We start from the raw sequence: 16,109 nt of genomic DNA on the forward strand, positions 1-16,109 counted from the left end.
CGACTAGGCTCGAGGCCGTGAACCGACGCACGAAGATCGTATGCACACTTGGACCTGCTACCGCCACCGGTGACCGTATTCGCGAACTCGTCGAAAGCGGTATGGACGTGGCGCGGCTGAATTTCAGCCACGGCGAACACGCCGATCACGAGGAGAACTACAAACGCGTGAGGGCGGCCTCGGACGCGACGGGCAAGGCGGTCGGTGTCCTGGCCGACCTGCAGGGCCCGAAGATCCGGCTGGGCCGGTTCGCGGAGGGTCGCACCACGTGGGCCAACGGTGAGGAGGTGCGGATCACCGTCGACGAGTGCGAGGGCACCCACGACCGGGTCTCGACCACCTACAAGCAGTTGGCGGAGGACGCCAAGCCGGGCGATCGGCTGCTGGTCGACGACGGCAAGGTCGGTCTCGTCGTCTCCGGTGTGGAGGGCAACGACGTGATCTGCCGGGTCACCGAGGGCGGCCCGGTCAGCAACAACAAGGGTGTGTCGCTGCCGGGGATGAACGTGTCGGTTCCGGCGCTGTCGGAGAAGGACATCGCGGACCTGGAGTTCGCGCTCGGGTTGGGTGTCGACTTCATCGCGTTGTCGTTCGTGCGGTCCCCGGCCGATGTGGAGCTGGTGCACGCGGTGATGGACCGGGTCGGGCGGCGGATCCCGGTGATCGCGAAGCTGGAGAAGCCGGAGGCGATCGACAACCTCGAGGCGATCGTGCTGGCGTTCGACGCGGTGATGGTCGCCCGCGGTGACCTGGGGGTGGAGTTGCCGCTCGAGCAGGTGCCGCTGGTGCAGAAGCGGGCCATTCAGATCGCCCGGGAGAACGCGAAGCCGGTGATCGTGGCCACGCAGATGCTGGAGTCGATGATCGAGAATTCGCGGCCGACCCGCGCGGAGGCGTCGGATGTCGCGAATGCGGTGCTCGACGGTGCGGACGCGGTGATGCTGTCCGGTGAGACGTCGGTGGGTAAGTACGTGATGGAGACGGTGCGCACGATGGCGCGGATCGTGGAGGCGGTGGAGAACGAGTCCACCCAGGTGCCGCCGTTGACGCACGTGCCGCGCACCAAGCGGGGTGTGATTTCGTACGCGGCCCGCGACATCGGGGAGCGGCTGGATGCGAAGGCGTTGGTGGCGTTCACGCAGTCCGGGGACACGGTGCGGCGGTTGGCGCGGTTGCACACGCCGTTGCCGTTGCTGGCGTTCACCCCGTTGCCGGAGGTGCGCAGCCAGTTGTCGCTGACGTGGGGGACGGAGACGTTCATCGTCGATCCGGTGGACAGTACGGATGCGATGGTGCGGCAGGTCGACAACGCGTTGCTGGGGTTGGGCCGGTATCAGAAGGGTGAGCTGGTGGTCATCGTGGCGGGGTCGCCGCCCGGCACCGTAGGCTCGACCAACCTGATCCACGTCCACAGAATCGGCGAAGAGGACCACTAGGTGAGCGAAGTCGCGGCGAAGACCGATCTCCAGACCCTGCTCGAACTTCTCGATCTCGAGAGGACCGGGGAGGACACGTACCGAGGTCGGCATCCCGCGCAGGTGGGTAGCCGGACGTTCGGCGGCCAGTTGATCTCCCAGGCACTGGTCGCCGCCGGCCGCACCGTCAGCGGCGAGCGCGCCGTGCACGCGGTCAACGCCCACTTCATCCGCGGCGGAAACGTCAAGGAACCCATCGAGTACCGCGTCGAGCGGCACCGCGACGGGCGGGCCTTCGCGAATCGCCAGGTCACCGCCCTGCAGGACGGTCAGGAACTGTTCGTCATGCTGGCGGCGTTCCAGGACTGGGGCAAGGGTCTCGAGCACGCGGTCGAGGTGCCCGACGTCCCGTTCCCGGACACGCTGCCGCCGCTCGGCGACCACTTCCAGGGTTACGAAGACCGGTTGAAGATGTTCGTCGACGCGCTCAAGCCGATCGACATGCGGTACGCGAACGACCCGTCGTGGATCATGAAGGGCACGGGGGAGAAACTCACCCACAACCGGGTCTGGATGAAATCGGACGGCGACCTTCCGGACGACCCACTCATTCACGTGGCCGTCATGGGCTACTCGTCGGACACCACGGTCCTGGACTCCATCATCACCACCCACGGCCTGTCGTGGGGGCTGGACCGGATCGTCGCGGCCACCGTGAACCATTCCATCTGGTTCCACCGGCCGTTCCGCTTCGACGACTGGACGTTGTACGCCACCGAGTCGCCGGTCGCGGCAGGTTCCCGCGGTCTCGCGACGGGGCGCTTCTTCTCCCTCGACGGGGAGTTGCTGGCGACGGTGGTCCAGGAGGGGCTCATCCGGCACTTCCCGCCGCGCCAATAAGAGCAGTGCCATTCCGTTGCCACCGAACGGCTTTGAACGGCAGTTCAACCGGTGGCCGCGGCGTATGGTCGGTCTGGAATCACCGAAACGGAACGGACGTGCACCATGAGCGCAGACGAACCCGAGAAGAAGGCCGGCCGGCCGGCCGAGAGCGAAGTTCCCGTGCCCGACGACGAGGCGCTCGCCGAAGCCAGGAAGAAGGTGGAGGAGATCGACGCCCGCTACGAGCCGGGGGCCCGCGAGACGGTCGTCCTGCCCGGCTCCGGCGGCACGGTGTCGGGAACCGCCTTCGACGACTACGTCGACGACGACGGCAATCTGAAAGAGCCTGAACCCGAGAAGGACTCGTAGAACCCCCTGTCGCCTGGGGACCGTTCACCTCGCCCGATGTCCACCCGCGCGGCCGAAACCGCGCAAATGGGACATCGGGCGGTCTGTGTCTTCCGGGTCGACGCGTGTCCTGCGCGGATCTCTCGCCCATCACCGACCTCCGGGGTTAGACTTCGCCATCTTTTCTGGTGAGTTTCACCTCGTGATCGGGGATATGGGTCGTGGACTGGAACAACGTCGTATGGGACAGCTCGATGTGGCTGCTCAAGGCATACGTCATGACTGTCGTCGCGTTCGTCGTCGTGGTGATACTGCTCGCGCGGTTCACCAAATGGGGTAGGCAGTTCTGGCGCTTCGCCGCGCCCTACTTCGATCCGCGGCGCAGCCTCAAGCCGTTGACCATCCTGGCGGTGCTGCTGCTGTCGACGGTCTTCGCGGTGCGCATGACGGTGCTGTTCTCCTACTGGTATAACGACTTCTACGATTCGATCCAGAACCTGGACGAGCCGGCGTTCTGGCACTTTCTCCGGGTGTTCGCCATCCTGGCGACGGTCCACGTGGTCCGTGCCCTCGTCGAGTACGTGATCGGGCAGACCCTCGACATCGACTGGCGGACATGGCTCAACCACCATCTCGTCGACGACTGGCTCGACAGCCGCGCCTACTACCGCGACCGGTTCCTCGGCGACGCGATCGACAACCCGGATCAGCGCATCCAGGCCGACATCACCAACTTCGTGACCACGTCCCGCTCGCTGTCGATGGGCGCGGTGACCGCGGTGCTGTCGATCGTGTCGTTCACGGGGATCCTGTGGGACCTGTCCGGCCCGATGACCGTGTTCGGCGTCGAGATCTCGCGGGCGATGATCTTCCTCGTCTACATCTACGTGCTGGTGACCACGGCGGTGGCGTTCTGGATCGGCAAGCCCCTCATCAAGCTGAACTTCCTCAACGAGAAACTCGGCGCCAACTTCCGCTACGCGCTGATCCGGGTGCGGGAGTACGGCGAGAGCATCGCGTTCTACCGCGGCGAGAACGTCGAGCGGCGCACCCTCGCCGGACGGTTCGCGGACGTCATCCGGAACATGTGGCAGATCGTCTTCCGGACGTTGAAGTTCAGCGGCTGGAACCTCACCGTCAACCAGACGGCCGTCATCTTCCCGTTCCTGGTGCAGGGTCCGCGACTGTTCACCGGCCAGGTGTCTCTCGGTGACGTGATGCAGACGTCGCAGGCCTTCGGTCAGGTCCACGACTCGCTGTCCTTCTTCCGCGAGTCGTACGCCGACTTCGCCAGTTTCCGCGCGACCCTCATCCGACTCAACGGCCTCGCCAACGACAACCTGCACGCCGCCGAACTTCCGGTCCTGAAGACCGGCAAGTCGGGCGACGATCTGCAGGTCGAAAAGCTGGACGTGCGCATCCCGACGGGGGAGACCCTCATCGAGGGCCTCGCGCTCACCGTGACCCCCGGGCAGTCGCTGCTGGTCAAGGGGCCGTCCGGTTCGGGCAAGACTACGTTGCTCCGTACCCTCGCGGATCTGTGGCCATACGCCGACGGCACGGTGTCGCGGCCGGCGGGGGAGGCCATCTTCCTGTCCCAGCGCCCGTACCTGCCGCTCGGGTCGCTACGCACCGCCCTGGCCTACCCGAAGGAGCCGACGGCGTCCGACGACGTCGTGCGTGGTGCGCTGTCGAGGGTGTCGCTCGGCAATCTGAGTGATCGGCTCGACGAGACCGCCGACTGGACGCGGATCCTGTCGCCGGGCGAGCAGCAGCGTCTCGCGTTCGCGCGGGTGCTGATCGCCCGTCCAGCGGTGATCTTCCTCGACGAGGCCACGTCGGCGATCGACGAGGGCCTCGAGCACACGCTCTACACCCTGCTCAGGACCGAACTCCCCGACAGCATCGTGGTGAGCGTGGGGCACCGCAGCACGCTCAACCAATTCCATTCCCGTGGTGTGGAACTCGAAGGGGAAGGGCGGTGGACGGAGTCGGAGCTGGTGGGGTGACGGGCGCGTCCAGCCGGGTGGTGAACTGCAGCACCCGGTAGGGGTCCCCGGTCGTCGTGTTCCATTGCGACACAAGCAGATGCAGTTCGTCCAACGTGGACGCCGGGTGGACGTATCCGCCGTAGATCTGCGCCCACGTGCCGTCCGCGGCTCCCCAGTCGCCGCCGGCAACCTGCACCGTCGGCTCCGACCACCGTCCGTCGATGCGCTGCGCCGTGCGGGTGACGATCGCGTAGGCGGTGGGGTCGAAGTAAGCGAGGACCCAGGTGCCGTCGATCCGCCGCAGGCACATCTCCCCGACGGGACCCGGCAAGATCGGGGTCGCGGGCTGTCCCCACGCCCACCCCGTGCCACGGTCCCAGCCCCAGTCTGCGTAGGCTCCGGGTTCGAGGATCCGCGCTTCGGGGACTCGGCGCAGGATCATTCCACCCGGATTGGTGCGGTCGAACGCACTCGAGACGACATAGACGTAGCCCTCGTGCCGTTCCATCGTCCACAGTTGGTCGAGCGAACCGCCGCGGTTGTCCCACCGGGCGCGTGTCCGGTGCCAGCGCTCGCCGCCGTCGTCGGACCAGGCGAGATACGTGAAGTTCGTCGGCCACCCCTGCGACGCCCACGAGTGCACACTGACGACGGACAGGTAGGTCCGGTCGCCGATCGTGACGGCGTCCGCGGGAACCACGGTGAACTCGCTGCCCGCCGATTCCCGGTCGGGTGATTCGCGGACGTCGTGCGCGTTCGGCAGGATCTCCCTCGCCGTCCGGCCCCCGCCCGCGGAGTCGAACTCGATGCCGCCGCGGAGATCGGTTGTGGTGGAGCGCAACATCACGGGACTGCGCCACCCCCGGCCGCGGGAGCTGAACGTGTCGCCGAAGAAGAACGCGACCCGGCCGTCGGACAGGCGCACCGGACAACCGAGGTCGGTGCCGTGCACACCCCATCGCCGCGTCGCCTCGCCGGTGACCTCCTTCACGTAGGTTGCTGCCGGTGTGGTGGTGCTGCCCGGGATACGCACTCCCTACTGTCGGTGACTTCGCGTGGTCGGGGAATTCTGGTGGTCAGGACGTCTTGCGGTAGGACTCGGCGAGTTCGTCGGCGCGATCCCACAGCGACCAGTCGACTTCGCGGCCGTCCAATTGCGCTTCGACGACCTCGAGCCCCGCGTGCCAGCCGGCGGCGTGCGCGTAGGCGGATTCCTCTTCCTCCACGGTGTGGGTGAGCGTCAGCCAGCAGCCGCCGCTGCCGTCGGGAACGAGTTCCCAGTGCAGCGTCTCGGCGTCCCACAGGTATTCGAGGATGTGCGCGGGATGCACCGAGATGACCGTTCCGGTGGTGGTCTGATCTGCGGGCAGTCCGAACCGGCGCACCTGCTCCGGTGTCACCCGGAAGACGAGGTCGGCCCCCGGGGTGAGGTCGAAGTCGACGTCGGCGGGAAACCAGTCCTTCAGGTACTGCGGGTCGGTGAGAACACGCCACACCTTCTCCGGCGAGTGCGAGAGCGCTTGCTGGAATCGAAGGGCTACCCGCCCGTCGTAGGTGAAAGTGACGGTGCCGAGCTCCATGGGTGACCTCCGTGCTCGAGGGCGTACCTGTCCCACCATGGTACTGGCAGGACGCCGCAGATCCCCAGGATCGGGCACAAAAAACCGCCGCTACCTGCGGGTCGTCAGACGTCGCCGGGGGAGATGCCCAGACGTTGTAAACGGACCGGGTCGGCCAGGATGTCGATCCGGACGATCTTCCCGCCGGAGACGGTGAACGCCATGACCGAGAACGTCTTCCCGTCGGGCGCGGTCACCACCCCGGGTGTGCCGTTCACCAGGGCGAGCCGGCCGAAAGGAGCGAAACGCGAGAACGTGAGGGCCTGCTCGCCGACTGCGCGGGATCCGCGCACCACGTCGGCTCCGTCGGCGCCGCGGTCGGCCCGCAGGACGATGTCCGGGTCGAGCAGGGCGAGGAGGTCGTCGACCCTGCCGCCCCGCGAGGCGGTCATGAATGCCTCGACCACCTCGCGCTGCCGGGTCGGGTCGGTCTCCGGGGCGTGCCCCGATCCCTGGACTCGCCGGCGCGCCCGGCTTGCGAGTTGCCGCGTCGCGGCGGGCGTGCGGTCGGCGATCGGGGCGATCTCGTCGAAGGACAGGGCGAACATGTCGTGCAGCACGAAGGCGAGCCGCTCGGCGGGCGCCAGCGTGTCGAGAACGACCAGCAGCGCGAGACCGACGGAGTCGCCCAGCACCGCCTCGTGCTCGGGATCGGTCCCGTCCACCTCGCGAACGATCGGATCCGGAACATGGACCTCCAGGGGATCCTCGCGCCGCGCCTTGCGGGATCGGAGCATGTCGAGGCAGACCCGCCCGACGACCGTCGTCAGCCAACCACGCAGGTTCTGCACCTCGGACGTCTCGGCGCGACTGAGTCGCAGCCAGCCCTCCTGCACGGCGTCCTCCGCTTCGCCGATCGAGCCGAGCATCCGGTACGCGACCGCCGACAGATGCGTCCGGTTCTCCTCGAAGCGGTGCGCCAGAACTTCTTCTGCGTCCATCTGTCACATTCTCCCGTCGCGGTTCGTCATACCAGTGACCAACGAAAACAAGCCGGTGTGACATCTCACCACCCGAATTCCTTTGGAGGCAGGCAATCATGAAAGCCCGGATGACCAACCCCGCGATGATCGTTCCCGACGCCATGAAGTCTCTGCTGGCGCTGGGGAAGGCCACGGCGAAGGCGAACGTGCCGCCGGTGACCCACGCCCTCGTGCACCTGCGGTCGAGCCAGATCAACGGCTGCAGCGTGTGCGTGGACATGCACGCGCGTGAGCTGGAGAAGGAAGGCGAGACCAATCAGCGGATCTTCGCGGTGGCGGCGTGGCGGGAGGCCCCGTACTTCAGCGACGCCGAACGTGCGGCCCTCGCGCTGGCCGAGTCGATGACCCGGTTGAGCGATCGCGCGGACCCGGTGCCCGACGAGGTGTGGGCCGAGGCCGCCCGGCACTACGACGAGGAGCAACTCGCGTCGCTGGTGCTGTCGATCGCCGGCGTGAACCTGTGGAACCGCATCAATGCCGCCACCCGGCAGGTCGCGGGCGGGCAGTGGTGACAGGGACGCCGTAACGGGGGGGCGACATGCGAATCGCAGGTCAGAGAATGCATCTGACCTGCGATCGCGGGATGATCCCGGCGGTGCCCTCGGTGAGACTCGAACTCACACTGGACGGGTTTTGAATCCGTTTCCTCTGCCAATTGGGATACGAGGGCGTGTTGCGCTGTACCACTGTAGAAGATCGCCGCCGGGAGTCAACCACCGGTACCCTTCTAACGTTCGCTCCCCGCGCCGGGGTCGTCCGAGCAGAGGAGAATGGTGGCCATGAACGCTCCCCAGCAGCAAGGTGTGCCGTCGCAGCCGCGACGGGTCGTGGTGGCCGAGGACGAGGCGCTGATCAGGCTCGATCTGGTCGAGATGCTGCGGGAAGAGGGCTACGACGTGGTTGGTGAGGCGGGGGACGGGCAGGCCGCCGTCGACCTGGCGGTGGAGCTGAAACCCGACCTCGTGATCATGGACGTGAAGATGCCCCGCCGCGACGGCATCGACGCGGCCTCCGAGATCGCGGCGAAACGTATTGCGCCCGTGGTCATTCTCACAGCGTTCAGTCAGCGCGAGCTGGTGGAGCGGGCGCGCGACGCCGGGGCGATGGCCTATCTCGTCAAGCCGTTCTCCACGGCCGACCTGGTGCCCGCGGTCGAGTTGGCAGCCAGCCGGTTCAAGGAGGTGACTGCTCTCGAGCGGGAGATCTCCGATCTGTCCGAGCGGCTGGAGACCCGCAAGATCGTCGAGCGGGCCAAGGGTGTGCTGATGGACAAGCAGTCCTTGACCGAGCCCGAAGCGTTCAAGTGGATCCAGCGGGCCGCGATGGACCGCCGGTCGACGATGAAGGCGGTCGCGCAGGTGGTGCTCGAGACCCTCGGTGGGGAAGCCCCCACCAGCTGACCGGCGAGATCGGCGGCAGCCGACGCGTTTTCGCCCGGGCCGTCTTCCGTTGGTGGCGGGTCAGTCGCCGGCGGGGAAGTCCGCGGAGCGGCTGACGTCGGCCCAGGCGAGGGCCTCGGCGGCGCGTTCGCGGGACGACTTCTCGGCCATCGCGACGGCGCCTGCCCCGAGCAGCAGGCGCAGTGGGGCGTCCTCGGCGGCAACCACATCCATGATGATCCGCGCGGCCCGTGCCGGATCCCCAGGCTGGGTGCCGTCGGAGTCCTCCCGGTAGCGGTTCATCGCGCCGACCGTCGCCTCGTAGTCGGGCCCGACGGAGCTGCGTTGCATCGACGAGCCCTGCCAGTCGGTGCGAAACGCCCCGGGTTCCACGATGAGCACCTTCACCCCGAACGGTCTCACCTCGGCCGCCAGCACTTCGGAGAAGCCCTCGACGGCGAACTTCGCGGCCTGGTAGGCGCTCAGCCCGGGTGTGCCGCCGACGCGGCCTCCGACGGAGGAGAACTGCACGAAGCAGCCGCTGCGCTGCTCGCGCAGGATGGGCAGCGCAGCCCGCGTGACGTTGACGACGCCGAAGAAGTTGGCGTCAACCTGCTGCCGGAAGTCGTCGTCGGCCATTTCCTCGATCGGGACGCTGTTGGCGTAGCCGGCGTTGTTCACCACGACGTCGAGGCCGCCGAACTCCTCGACCGCGGTCGCGACGGCGTCGCGGGCGGCCGCGGCGTCGGTGACGTCCAGGGCGACCGTCCGAACCCGGTCGCCGTACGTGTCGATCAGGTCGGTCAGCTGTTCGGGTCTGCGGGCGGTGGCGACGACGTTGTCGCCGCTGCGCAGGACCGCGGTCGCGAGTTCCCGGCCGAAACCGCGTGAACTACCGGTGATGAGCCAGGTCTTGGCCATGAGAGATCCCATTTCTGCTTGCAACTGACTGGTTGGATGCTTACGGGATCCATGGAACACCTGCGCGGCGTAGCTGTCAACCAACTGGTTAGTTGATAGTGTGGACGCATGGTCCGTGATGCAGAGGCAACGAAGAAACGACTACTCGACGCGGCGGCGGCCGAATTCGCCGAATTCGGTATCGCCGGGGCGCGGGTCGATCGCATCGCCCTCGCCGCCAAGGCGAACAAGTCGATGATCTACGCCTACTTCGGCGACAAGGGGCAACTGTTCGACGCCGTCTTCGCCGCCCACGTGGTGGCGTTCACCGAGCAGGTGCGCTTCGACGCCACCGACCTCCCGGGCTACGCGGGACGCTCGTTCGACCTGTACGAGGACAACCCGGCGACGCTGCGGCTCGCCACCTGGTACCAACTCGAACGGCCCGACGGTGAGCCGCTCCAGGTGGTGGTCGCGTCCAACCGGTCGAAGCTCGCCGATATCGAGCGGGCGCAGAAAAGTGGTGTGCTGCCAACCCGATTCGCGCCGGTGGAGCTGCTCGCCGTCGTCCGGTCCGTCGCGATGTCCTGGCACACGCAGACCCCGGAACTCGGCGCCTCGGCGCCCGCGGACCGGGCCCGCCGGCGCCAGGTGGTGGTCGAGTCCGTGCGCCTCCTCGTCGGCGCCTGACGCTCGCCACGCTACGGCCGCGTAAACACTCGTCGTAATCAGATCACAGTAAGGTCACGAGCCTTTCCGGACCGATCGCGAAAGCCGCCGGACCGCTAGCGTCTGATCCCACAGCGGACGCCAACTCGGGTGGCGCCCGCACACAGGTGATCTAAGGAGAGTTTGGATGGCTAAACGGACCCTCGTGCGGGCGGCCGCGGTTCTCGGCGCGGCATCTCTCGCACTGGCAGGTTGTAGTTCGGACAGTGGCGACGACTCCGCGAGCGGGAGTGACAGCTCTGCCTCGGCCACCACTGTTTCCACCGACTGCACCCCCGAAGAAGCGGCGGCAGCGGGTGCCCCGTCCACGGCGCCGCTGAAGATCGGCACCCTGCTCCCCGACACGGGAAGCCTCTCCTTCCTCGGACCGCCGATGGTGGCGGGCACCCAGCTCGGCGTCAACGACGTCAACGCGGCAGGAGGGGTTCTCGGCCAGCCCGTCCAGCTGATTCCCGGCGACTCCGGCGACACCACCACCGATACGGCGAACACCACGGTGGACCGCGAACTGGCGGCGGGCACCCAGGTGATCATCGGTGCGGCGTCGTCGTCGGTGTCGCTGAAGGTCATCGACAAGGTGTCCAGCGCCGGCGTCGTGATGTTCTCCCCGGCCAACACGTCCGACCAGTTCGTCTGCTACCCGGACAAGGGGCAGTACTTCCGCACCGCCCCCACCGACGTCCTGCAGGCTCAGGCTGTGTCGCAACTCATCTCGGACGACGGCGGTCAGCGCGTGTCCATCCTGGCCCTCAACGACCCGTACGGCACCGGGCTCGCCGACAACATCCAGAAGAACCTCGTCGACGCGGGCATCCCCGAGGACCAGATCCAGAAGATCATCTACGACCCCAACGCGCAGTCGTTCAACTCCGAGGTCGACCAGGTCAAGGACTTCGCGCCCGACGCCGTCGCGGTGGTGGGATTCGAGGAGTCGGCGAAGATCATCACCCGGATGCACGAGGTCGGCATCGGCCCGTCCGACGGCATGAAGGTCTACGGCGTGGACGGCAACATGGGTAACGCACTCGGCGAGTCGGTGGCGGCGCCGCTGCTCGACGGCATGCAGGGCACCACCCCGCTCACCGACGTCGGCCCGGCCTTCCAGGATCGTCTCAAGGGCATCAACCCGGGGCTGATCGACTTCAACTACGCCGGTGAGTCCTACGACGCCGTGGTCATTGCCTCGCTCGCCGCGGAAGCCGCGAAGTCGACGGCGGGTCGCGACATCGCCGCGAACATCAACAACGTCACCGAGGGCGGCACGCCGTGCACGTCGTACCAGGAATGCCTGCCGCTCGTGCAGGCCGGCACGGATATCGACTACAACGGCATCACCGGCAAGCTCGACTTCGCCGCAGCCGGCGAGCCGTCCATCGGTTCGTACGGCAAGCTGAAGTTCGGTGCCGACAACAAGCTGACGACGGACGGGTACATCGTCGTCGGCGGGTGATCGCACTCGTCTGAAACGAACTGTGGGCCAGGGAAACCTGGCCCACAGTCGTGTCCGGATCCGCTGGGACTACTTCTTCTCCTGGCTGCCCGCGAGGGTGCCGAGGTACAACTCGATCACCTTCGGGTCGTGCATCAGGTTGGGCCCCGAGTCGGTATAGGCGTTGCGGCCCTGGTCGAGGACGTAGCCGCGGTCGCAGATCTGCAGGCACCGCCGGGCGTTCTGTTCCACCATGATCACCGAGACACCCGCCGCGTTGATTCTCTTGCAGCGGATGAACACCTCGTCCTGGAACATCGGGGACAGTCCGGCGGACGGCTCGTCGAGCAGCAGCACGGACGGATCCATCATCAGCGCCCGGCCCATGGCGACCATCTGCCGCTCACCGCCGGACAGGGCGCCCGCCTTCACCTTCTTCCGCTCGACGAGCAGCGGGAACAGGTCGCCGACGAACGCGAACCTCTCCGCGAAGCGCTTGGGGCGCAGATACATCCCCATCTCGAGGTTCTCCTCGATGGTGAGCGACGGAAAGACGTTCTGCGTCTGCGGGACATAGCCGACGCCCTTCTGCACGAGAACGTGGGCCGGTTTGGACGTGATGTCCTCACCGCGCAGGGTCACCGAGCCCTCACGCACCGGGATCAACCCGAACAACGACTTCAGGAGAGTGGACTTGCCGGCGCCGTTGGGGCCGATGATGCCGACGATCTCACCCTCGCGCAGGAAGAAATTGCATTCGCGGAGGATGTTGACGCCCGGGATATACCCGGCCACCACACCGTCCGCGCGGACGAGGGCACCCTCGGCGAGCCGGGCGTGCTCCTCGGGTGTGGCCGCGAATTCCGCTGGGGTCGGTTCGGTCATGAGTTCTCACGCCTCAGGTCGGTGATGTCGGGTTCGGAGAGGTCGCCGCCGGTCTCGAGGGTTTCGGCCTCGGCGCTCTCGAGTGCCGAGGCCAGAACGGCCGTCGCGCCCACCGGATTCCCCTCGTCGTCGAACTCGAGTGCCTGATCGTGGTGGCTGCCCAGGTACGCGTCGACCACCGCGCTGTTGGACGAGAGGTGTTCCGGGGTGGATTCGGCGATCACACTGCCCTGCGCCATCACCACCACCCAGTCGCTGATGTCGCGGATGACGTCCATGTCGTGTTCGACGAACACCACGGTCATGCCCTCGTCCCGAAGCGATTTGATGTGGCCCAGCAGGCTCTGGGTGAGCGCCGGGTTCACGCCGGCCATCGGCTCGTCGAGCATCACCACGGTCGGCTCGGTCATCAGCGCCCGCGCCATCTCGAGCAGCTTGCGCTGACCGCCGGACAGCGAACCGGCGAGATCGTCGGACTTGGTGTCGAGTGTGAACCGCGCGAGCAGTTCGTTGGCCCGTTCGGTGACGGCGCGTTCCTGCGCCTTCCACGTCCATGGCAGCAGCGTGTTGACAATCCGCTCGCCGCGCTGCCCGGTGGCGCCGAGCCGCACGTTGTCGAGCACCGTCAGCTTCGACAGCGCCTTGGTGAGCTGGAACGTGCGGACGACACCGCGGCGGGCCACCTGGTGCGGATACATCCGGCCGAGGGACTGGCCGTCCATCGACCACGTACCGCTGTCCGGCCGGTCGAAACCGGTGAGCAGGTTGAACAGGGTGGTCTTGCCCGCGCCGTTCGGACCGATCAGTCCGGTGATGCAGCCGCGCTGGATCTCGAGATGCGCCACGTCGACGGCCTTGAGCCCGCCGAATGTGCGGGACACGTTGTCGACGAGAAGGATCGGGTCGGGTTTGGATGCGCCGGGGGAGTGCGGGACGTCGGTGAAGATCGAGGCCCGTTGCTCGGCGGTGAGCACCGTGTCGGTCTGCAGATGATCCGGCAGTCTGTGGTCAGGCATTGAGCTGCACCTCCCGCTTGTTGCCCAGTATGCCCTGCGGCCGGAAGACCATGAGCACCGCGATCATGATGCCGAGCAGGACGAAGCGCATGGCCCCGACCTGCTGTTCCGTCAGCGGCAGCAGCGGCTCCGGACCGGAGATGGCCTGGCGCAGCAGTGCGTCCGGGATGGCCAGCAGGAACCAGAACAGCATCGCTCCGACCACCGGTCCGAAGACGGTGGCCGCGCCGCCGAGGATGAGGGCGCCGAACGCGAAGAACGTCTGGGCGGTGGAGTAGAAGTCGGGGTTGATCGACTTGGTCTGCAGTGCGTTGAACACACCGCCGAGCCCGCCGATCATGCCGCCGAGGACCAGCGCCTGCATCTTGTAGACGAAGACGTTCTTGCCGAGGGCGCGCGCGGCGTCCTCGTCCTCGCGGACCGCCTTGAGGACGCGGCCCCACGGGCTGTGCGTGAGGAGGTACACGAACCCGCACAGCACCAGGACGAGAGTCCAGCCGACGACCATCGACCACAGGTCGTCGCCGTAGAACTTCACCCCGAGGAAGTTGTACTGCTTACCGGAGTCGAACGGGCTGAGCGTGGTGAACGGATCGGCGAAGCCGAACAGGCCGTTGGTGGAGCCGGTGATCGAATCCGAAGCGGTGGAGCGGAATATCAGCCGCAGGATCTCGGACGCGGCGATCGTGACGATGGCGAGGTAGTCGGCCCGCAGCCGCAGCGTCGGGATACCGAGGACGACGGCCAGCAACCCGGCGGCGACGAGACCGACGAGGATGCCGACCCACAGCGGCTGCTGGTAGGTGACGGTCATGATCCCGACGCCGTAGCCGCCGAGGAGTGCGAAACCGATCTGACCGAAGTTCAGCAGCCCGGCGTAACCGAAGTGCAGGTTGAGGCCGATTGCCAGCAGCGCGTAGAAGATCGCGGACGGGCCGATCAGCTGGGCGAGCGAGACCTGGAGTGCTCCTGCGATGTCCATGCCCTCACCCGATCCTTTGCCGGCTGCCGAGAATGCCCTGAGGCCGGACGACCAGGATGACGATCAAGATGAGCAGTCCTCCGATGTACTTGAGGTCGGGGTTGATCACCAGCGTCGACAGCTGGACGAGCAGACCGACGATCACACAGCCGAGCAGCGCGCCGTAGGCGGTGCCGAGTCCGCCGAGGGTGATGCCGGCGAACATCAGCAGCAGGAGTTTGAAACCCATCTCCCACTGCACGCGGCCGCCGAGTTCGGAGATGCCGAACAGGACGCCGCCGAGCGCGGCCAGGCCGCCGCCGAGCCCCCACACGAAGCGGATCACCCGTTCGACGTCGATGCCGGAGGACGCGGCCAGGTCGCGGTTGTCGGACACCGCCCGCATGGCCTTGCCGATGCGCGTCTTCTGCAGCAGCAGGGCCACTCCGACGAGGACGACGAGGCTGATTGCGATGCACACGAGGTTGGCGTCGGTGATCGCGATCGGACCCCAGTGCCGCTCCACCTGCGCCTGGTAGTCGACGAACGGCTCCGCGCGATCGGAGAAGAAGATCAGGATCAGGTAGCGCAGGGAGATCGCGAGCCCGATCGACACCACCAGCTGGGCTATCAGGCCGGTCTTGCGTTTTCGCAGCGGTTTCCAGATCGCGGCGTTGTTCAGCAGGCCGATCAGGATCCCCACGAACACCGCGAGGACGGTGGCCGGGATCAGCTGCACACCGAACGTCACGTTGATCACCCACGCCGCGACCGCGCCGAGGGTGACGAGTTCGCCGTGCGCGAAGTTCGTCAGGCCGGTGGTGCCGTAGATCAGGCTCAGCCCGACACCGGCGATGGCGATGACGAGACCGAACCGGAGTCCGTCGATGGTCTGGCGAATCAGTTTCTCGTAGAACGGCACCCCGGAACCGGTGCGGGCCTCGCCGAACGAGAAGATCACCGTGTTGGTGCGACCGGCCACCACTTCACGCTGCACCGTGCCCTGCACGCTGACATTGTCGGGAAGCGAGTCCGCCACGATCTCGAACGTGTACGTGCCGGGCGCGACCTGGACTTCCCAGCGGCCGTTCGCCTCCGACGTCGCCTTCGCCACCTCGTTGCCCGACGAATCGAGAGCGCGCACCTCGACGTCCGCGAGCCGTTCGCCGGCGTTGTTCAGATTGCCGCTGACCCGCACCGCGTTCTCCGGGGGCGCCGGTTGCTGACTGGTTGCGGTCGGTGGGGGCGGTGGGGTGGGTTCCTGCGCCGCCGCGGGACCGCCGAAGGCGATCGCCGCGACGAGGCCGAGTAGGACGAGGACGAACGCACGGCCGAGTTGCCGGGTGACCGGACCTCGTCTCGTGCGGTTCCTCGCGGATGTCGGTCGCGTACTCACTGCTGGGAGTCGCTTCCTCACGGTTGGGGCCACGCAGGTCCTCCGGAAACGTGTAGATCGGTCAGGAACGTGCTGCGACGGGCTCGACTACCGCCCGTGCCGCAATTTCCGGACTCTAACGGCTCCGGTCGCGCGAAATGGGGTTCTCGGATTTCCGGCACGTTTCGGTTGGGTAT

General features: G+C 67.0%; 16 protein-coding genes and 1 tRNA gene. 8 read left to right on the plus strand and 9 right to left on the minus strand.

Features of this window, described 5'->3' with window-relative positions; all coding sequences use genetic code 11:
• Positions 1 to 17 precede the first annotated feature (17 nt).
• The 4 genes from pyk (at position 18) to BLV94_RS42245 (ending at position 4,654) form a co-directional block, all read left to right on the plus strand.
• The gene (gene pyk / locus BLV94_RS42230; protein ID WP_074933926.1) at positions 18 to 1,436 is read left to right on the plus strand and encodes a pyruvate kinase; all 1,419 of its coding nucleotides are present in this window, start codon (positions 18 to 20) and stop codon (positions 1,434 to 1,436) included.
• The gene (locus tag BLV94_RS42235; protein ID WP_072951558.1) at positions 1,437 to 2,315 is read left to right on the plus strand and encodes an acyl-CoA thioesterase; all 879 of its coding nucleotides are present in this window, start codon (positions 1,437 to 1,439) and stop codon (positions 2,313 to 2,315) included.
• A gap of 105 nt (positions 2,316 to 2,420) precedes the next feature.
• Positions 2,421 to 2,666: a hypothetical protein gene (locus BLV94_RS42240; protein WP_072951555.1), complete on the plus strand. Its 246-nt coding sequence runs from the start codon at positions 2,421 to 2,423 to the stop codon at positions 2,664 to 2,666.
• Between the two features lie 200 nt (positions 2,667 to 2,866).
• A complete protein-coding gene (locus BLV94_RS42245; protein WP_072951553.1) occupies positions 2,867 to 4,654 on the plus strand; it encodes an ABC transporter ATP-binding protein/permease in 1,788 nt (595 codons plus the stop codon).
• On the opposite strand, the gene BLV94_RS42250 is transcribed toward BLV94_RS42245, so the two are convergent.
• The 3 genes from BLV94_RS42250 to BLV94_RS42260 form a co-directional block, all read right to left on the minus strand.
• Entirely contained in the window at positions 4,581 to 5,669 is a 1,089-nt protein-coding gene (locus BLV94_RS42250) for a DUF4185 domain-containing protein (RefSeq protein WP_072951551.1), read from the minus strand. The two genes, BLV94_RS42245 and BLV94_RS42250, sit on opposite strands and share 74 nt — an antisense overlap.
• 43 nt (positions 5,670 to 5,712) lie before the next feature.
• Complete coding sequence (locus BLV94_RS42255) at positions 5,713 to 6,216, minus strand: SRPBCC family protein (RefSeq protein WP_072951548.1); 504 nt, start codon at positions 6,214 to 6,216, stop codon at positions 5,713 to 5,715.
• Positions 6,217 to 6,320: 104 nt separating this feature from the next.
• Positions 6,321 to 7,196: a sigma-70 family RNA polymerase sigma factor gene (locus tag BLV94_RS42260; RefSeq protein ID WP_072951546.1), complete on the minus strand. Its 876-nt coding sequence runs from the start codon at positions 7,194 to 7,196 to the stop codon at positions 6,321 to 6,323.
• A 98-nt stretch (positions 7,197 to 7,294) separates the two neighbouring features.
• Between BLV94_RS42260 and BLV94_RS42265 the strand changes: the two genes are divergently transcribed.
• On the plus strand, positions 7,295 to 7,750 hold the full coding sequence (locus BLV94_RS42265) for a carboxymuconolactone decarboxylase family protein (protein WP_072951545.1): 456 nt from the start codon (positions 7,295 to 7,297) through the stop codon (positions 7,748 to 7,750).
• An 84-nt stretch (positions 7,751 to 7,834) separates the two neighbouring features.
• Here BLV94_RS42265 and BLV94_RS42270 read toward each other — a convergent pair.
• Positions 7,835 to 7,908: transfer RNA gene (locus BLV94_RS42270), tRNA-Leu, on the minus strand.
• 100 nt (positions 7,909 to 8,008) lie between these two features.
• Here BLV94_RS42270 and BLV94_RS42275 point away from each other — a divergent pair.
• Positions 8,009 to 8,638 (plus strand): ANTAR domain-containing response regulator, encoded by a 630-nt coding sequence (locus BLV94_RS42275; protein WP_083395834.1) that lies wholly within the window; start codon positions 8,009 to 8,011, stop codon positions 8,636 to 8,638.
• Positions 8,639 to 8,698: 60 nt separating this feature from the next.
• Here the strand turns inward: BLV94_RS42275 and BLV94_RS42280 are convergent, their stop codons facing one another.
• On the minus strand, positions 8,699 to 9,538 hold the full coding sequence (locus BLV94_RS42280; protein ID WP_072951542.1) for an oxidoreductase: 840 nt from the start codon (positions 9,536 to 9,538) through the stop codon (positions 8,699 to 8,701).
• Positions 9,539 to 9,646: 108 nt separating this feature from the next.
• Here BLV94_RS42280 and BLV94_RS42285 point away from each other — a divergent pair, with 108 nt between their 5' ends.
• Positions 9,647 to 10,207 carry a TetR/AcrR family transcriptional regulator gene (locus BLV94_RS42285; protein ID WP_072951539.1) on the plus strand — a complete coding sequence of 187 codons (561 nt, stop codon included), beginning with the start codon at positions 9,647 to 9,649 and terminating at the stop codon, positions 10,205 to 10,207.
• Positions 10,208 to 10,373: 166 nt separating this feature from the next.
• Entirely contained in the window at positions 10,374 to 11,696 is a 1,323-nt protein-coding gene (locus tag BLV94_RS42290) for an ABC transporter substrate-binding protein (RefSeq protein WP_074933928.1), read from the plus strand.
• 69 nt (positions 11,697 to 11,765) lie between these two features.
• Here the strand turns inward: BLV94_RS42290 and BLV94_RS42295 are convergent, their stop codons facing one another.
• The 4 genes from BLV94_RS42295 to BLV94_RS42310 are packed head-to-tail and all read right to left on the minus strand — an operon-like array spanning position 11,766 to position 15,933.
• Positions 11,766 to 12,560: an ABC transporter ATP-binding protein gene (locus tag BLV94_RS42295; RefSeq protein WP_072949330.1), complete on the minus strand. Its 795-nt coding sequence runs from the start codon at positions 12,558 to 12,560 to the stop codon at positions 11,766 to 11,768.
• A complete protein-coding gene (locus BLV94_RS42300) occupies positions 12,557 to 13,576 on the minus strand; it encodes an ABC transporter ATP-binding protein (RefSeq protein ID WP_072949329.1) in 1,020 nt (339 codons plus the stop codon). The genes BLV94_RS42295 and BLV94_RS42300 overlap by 4 nt, the downstream gene beginning before the upstream one ends.
• Complete coding sequence (locus BLV94_RS42305) at positions 13,569 to 14,558, minus strand: branched-chain amino acid ABC transporter permease (protein WP_072949327.1); 990 nt, start codon at positions 14,556 to 14,558, stop codon at positions 13,569 to 13,571. Before BLV94_RS42305 ends, BLV94_RS42300 begins: the two co-directional genes overlap by 8 nt.
• A 4-nt stretch (positions 14,559 to 14,562) precedes the next feature.
• Positions 14,563 to 15,933, minus strand: coding sequence for a branched-chain amino acid ABC transporter permease (locus BLV94_RS42310; protein ID WP_072949325.1), 1,371 nt, complete (start codon positions 15,931 to 15,933; stop codon positions 14,563 to 14,565).
• Between the last annotated feature and the right edge of the window lie 176 nt (positions 15,934 to 16,109).

Source organism: Rhodococcus koreensis (assembly GCF_900105905.1).
GTDB lineage: Bacteria > Actinomycetota > Actinomycetes > Mycobacteriales > Mycobacteriaceae > Rhodococcus_F > Rhodococcus_F koreensis.

Coding starts and splice junctions, on each gene's coding strand:
- BLV94_RS42280 (WP_072951542.1), bottom strand. CDS start 9,538: ATGGCCAAGACCTGGCTCATCACCGGTAGTTCACGCGGTTTCGGCCGG.
- BLV94_RS42275 (WP_083395834.1), top strand. CDS start 8,009: ATGGTGGCCATGAACGCTCCCCAGCAGCAAGGTGTGCCGTCGCAGCCG.
- BLV94_RS42295 (WP_072949330.1), bottom strand. CDS start 12,560: ATGACCGAACCGACCCCAGCGGAATTCGCGGCCACACCCGAGGAGCAC.
- BLV94_RS42240 (WP_072951555.1), top strand. CDS start 2,421: ATGAGCGCAGACGAACCCGAGAAGAAGGCCGGCCGGCCGGCCGAGAGC.
- BLV94_RS42300 (WP_072949329.1), bottom strand. CDS start 13,576: ATGCCTGACCACAGACTGCCGGATCATCTGCAGACCGACACGGTGCTC.
- BLV94_RS42255 (WP_072951548.1), bottom strand. CDS start 6,216: ATGGAGCTCGGCACCGTCACTTTCACCTACGACGGGCGGGTAGCCCTT.
- BLV94_RS42305 (WP_072949327.1), bottom strand. CDS start 14,558: ATGGACATCGCAGGAGCACTCCAGGTCTCGCTCGCCCAGCTGATCGGC.
- BLV94_RS42265 (WP_072951545.1), top strand. CDS start 7,295: ATGAAAGCCCGGATGACCAACCCCGCGATGATCGTTCCCGACGCCATG.
- BLV94_RS42260 (WP_072951546.1), bottom strand. CDS start 7,196: ATGGACGCAGAAGAAGTTCTGGCGCACCGCTTCGAGGAGAACCGGACG.
- BLV94_RS42285 (WP_072951539.1), top strand. CDS start 9,647: ATGGTCCGTGATGCAGAGGCAACGAAGAAACGACTACTCGACGCGGCG.
- BLV94_RS42290 (WP_074933928.1), top strand. CDS start 10,374: ATGGCTAAACGGACCCTCGTGCGGGCGGCCGCGGTTCTCGGCGCGGCA.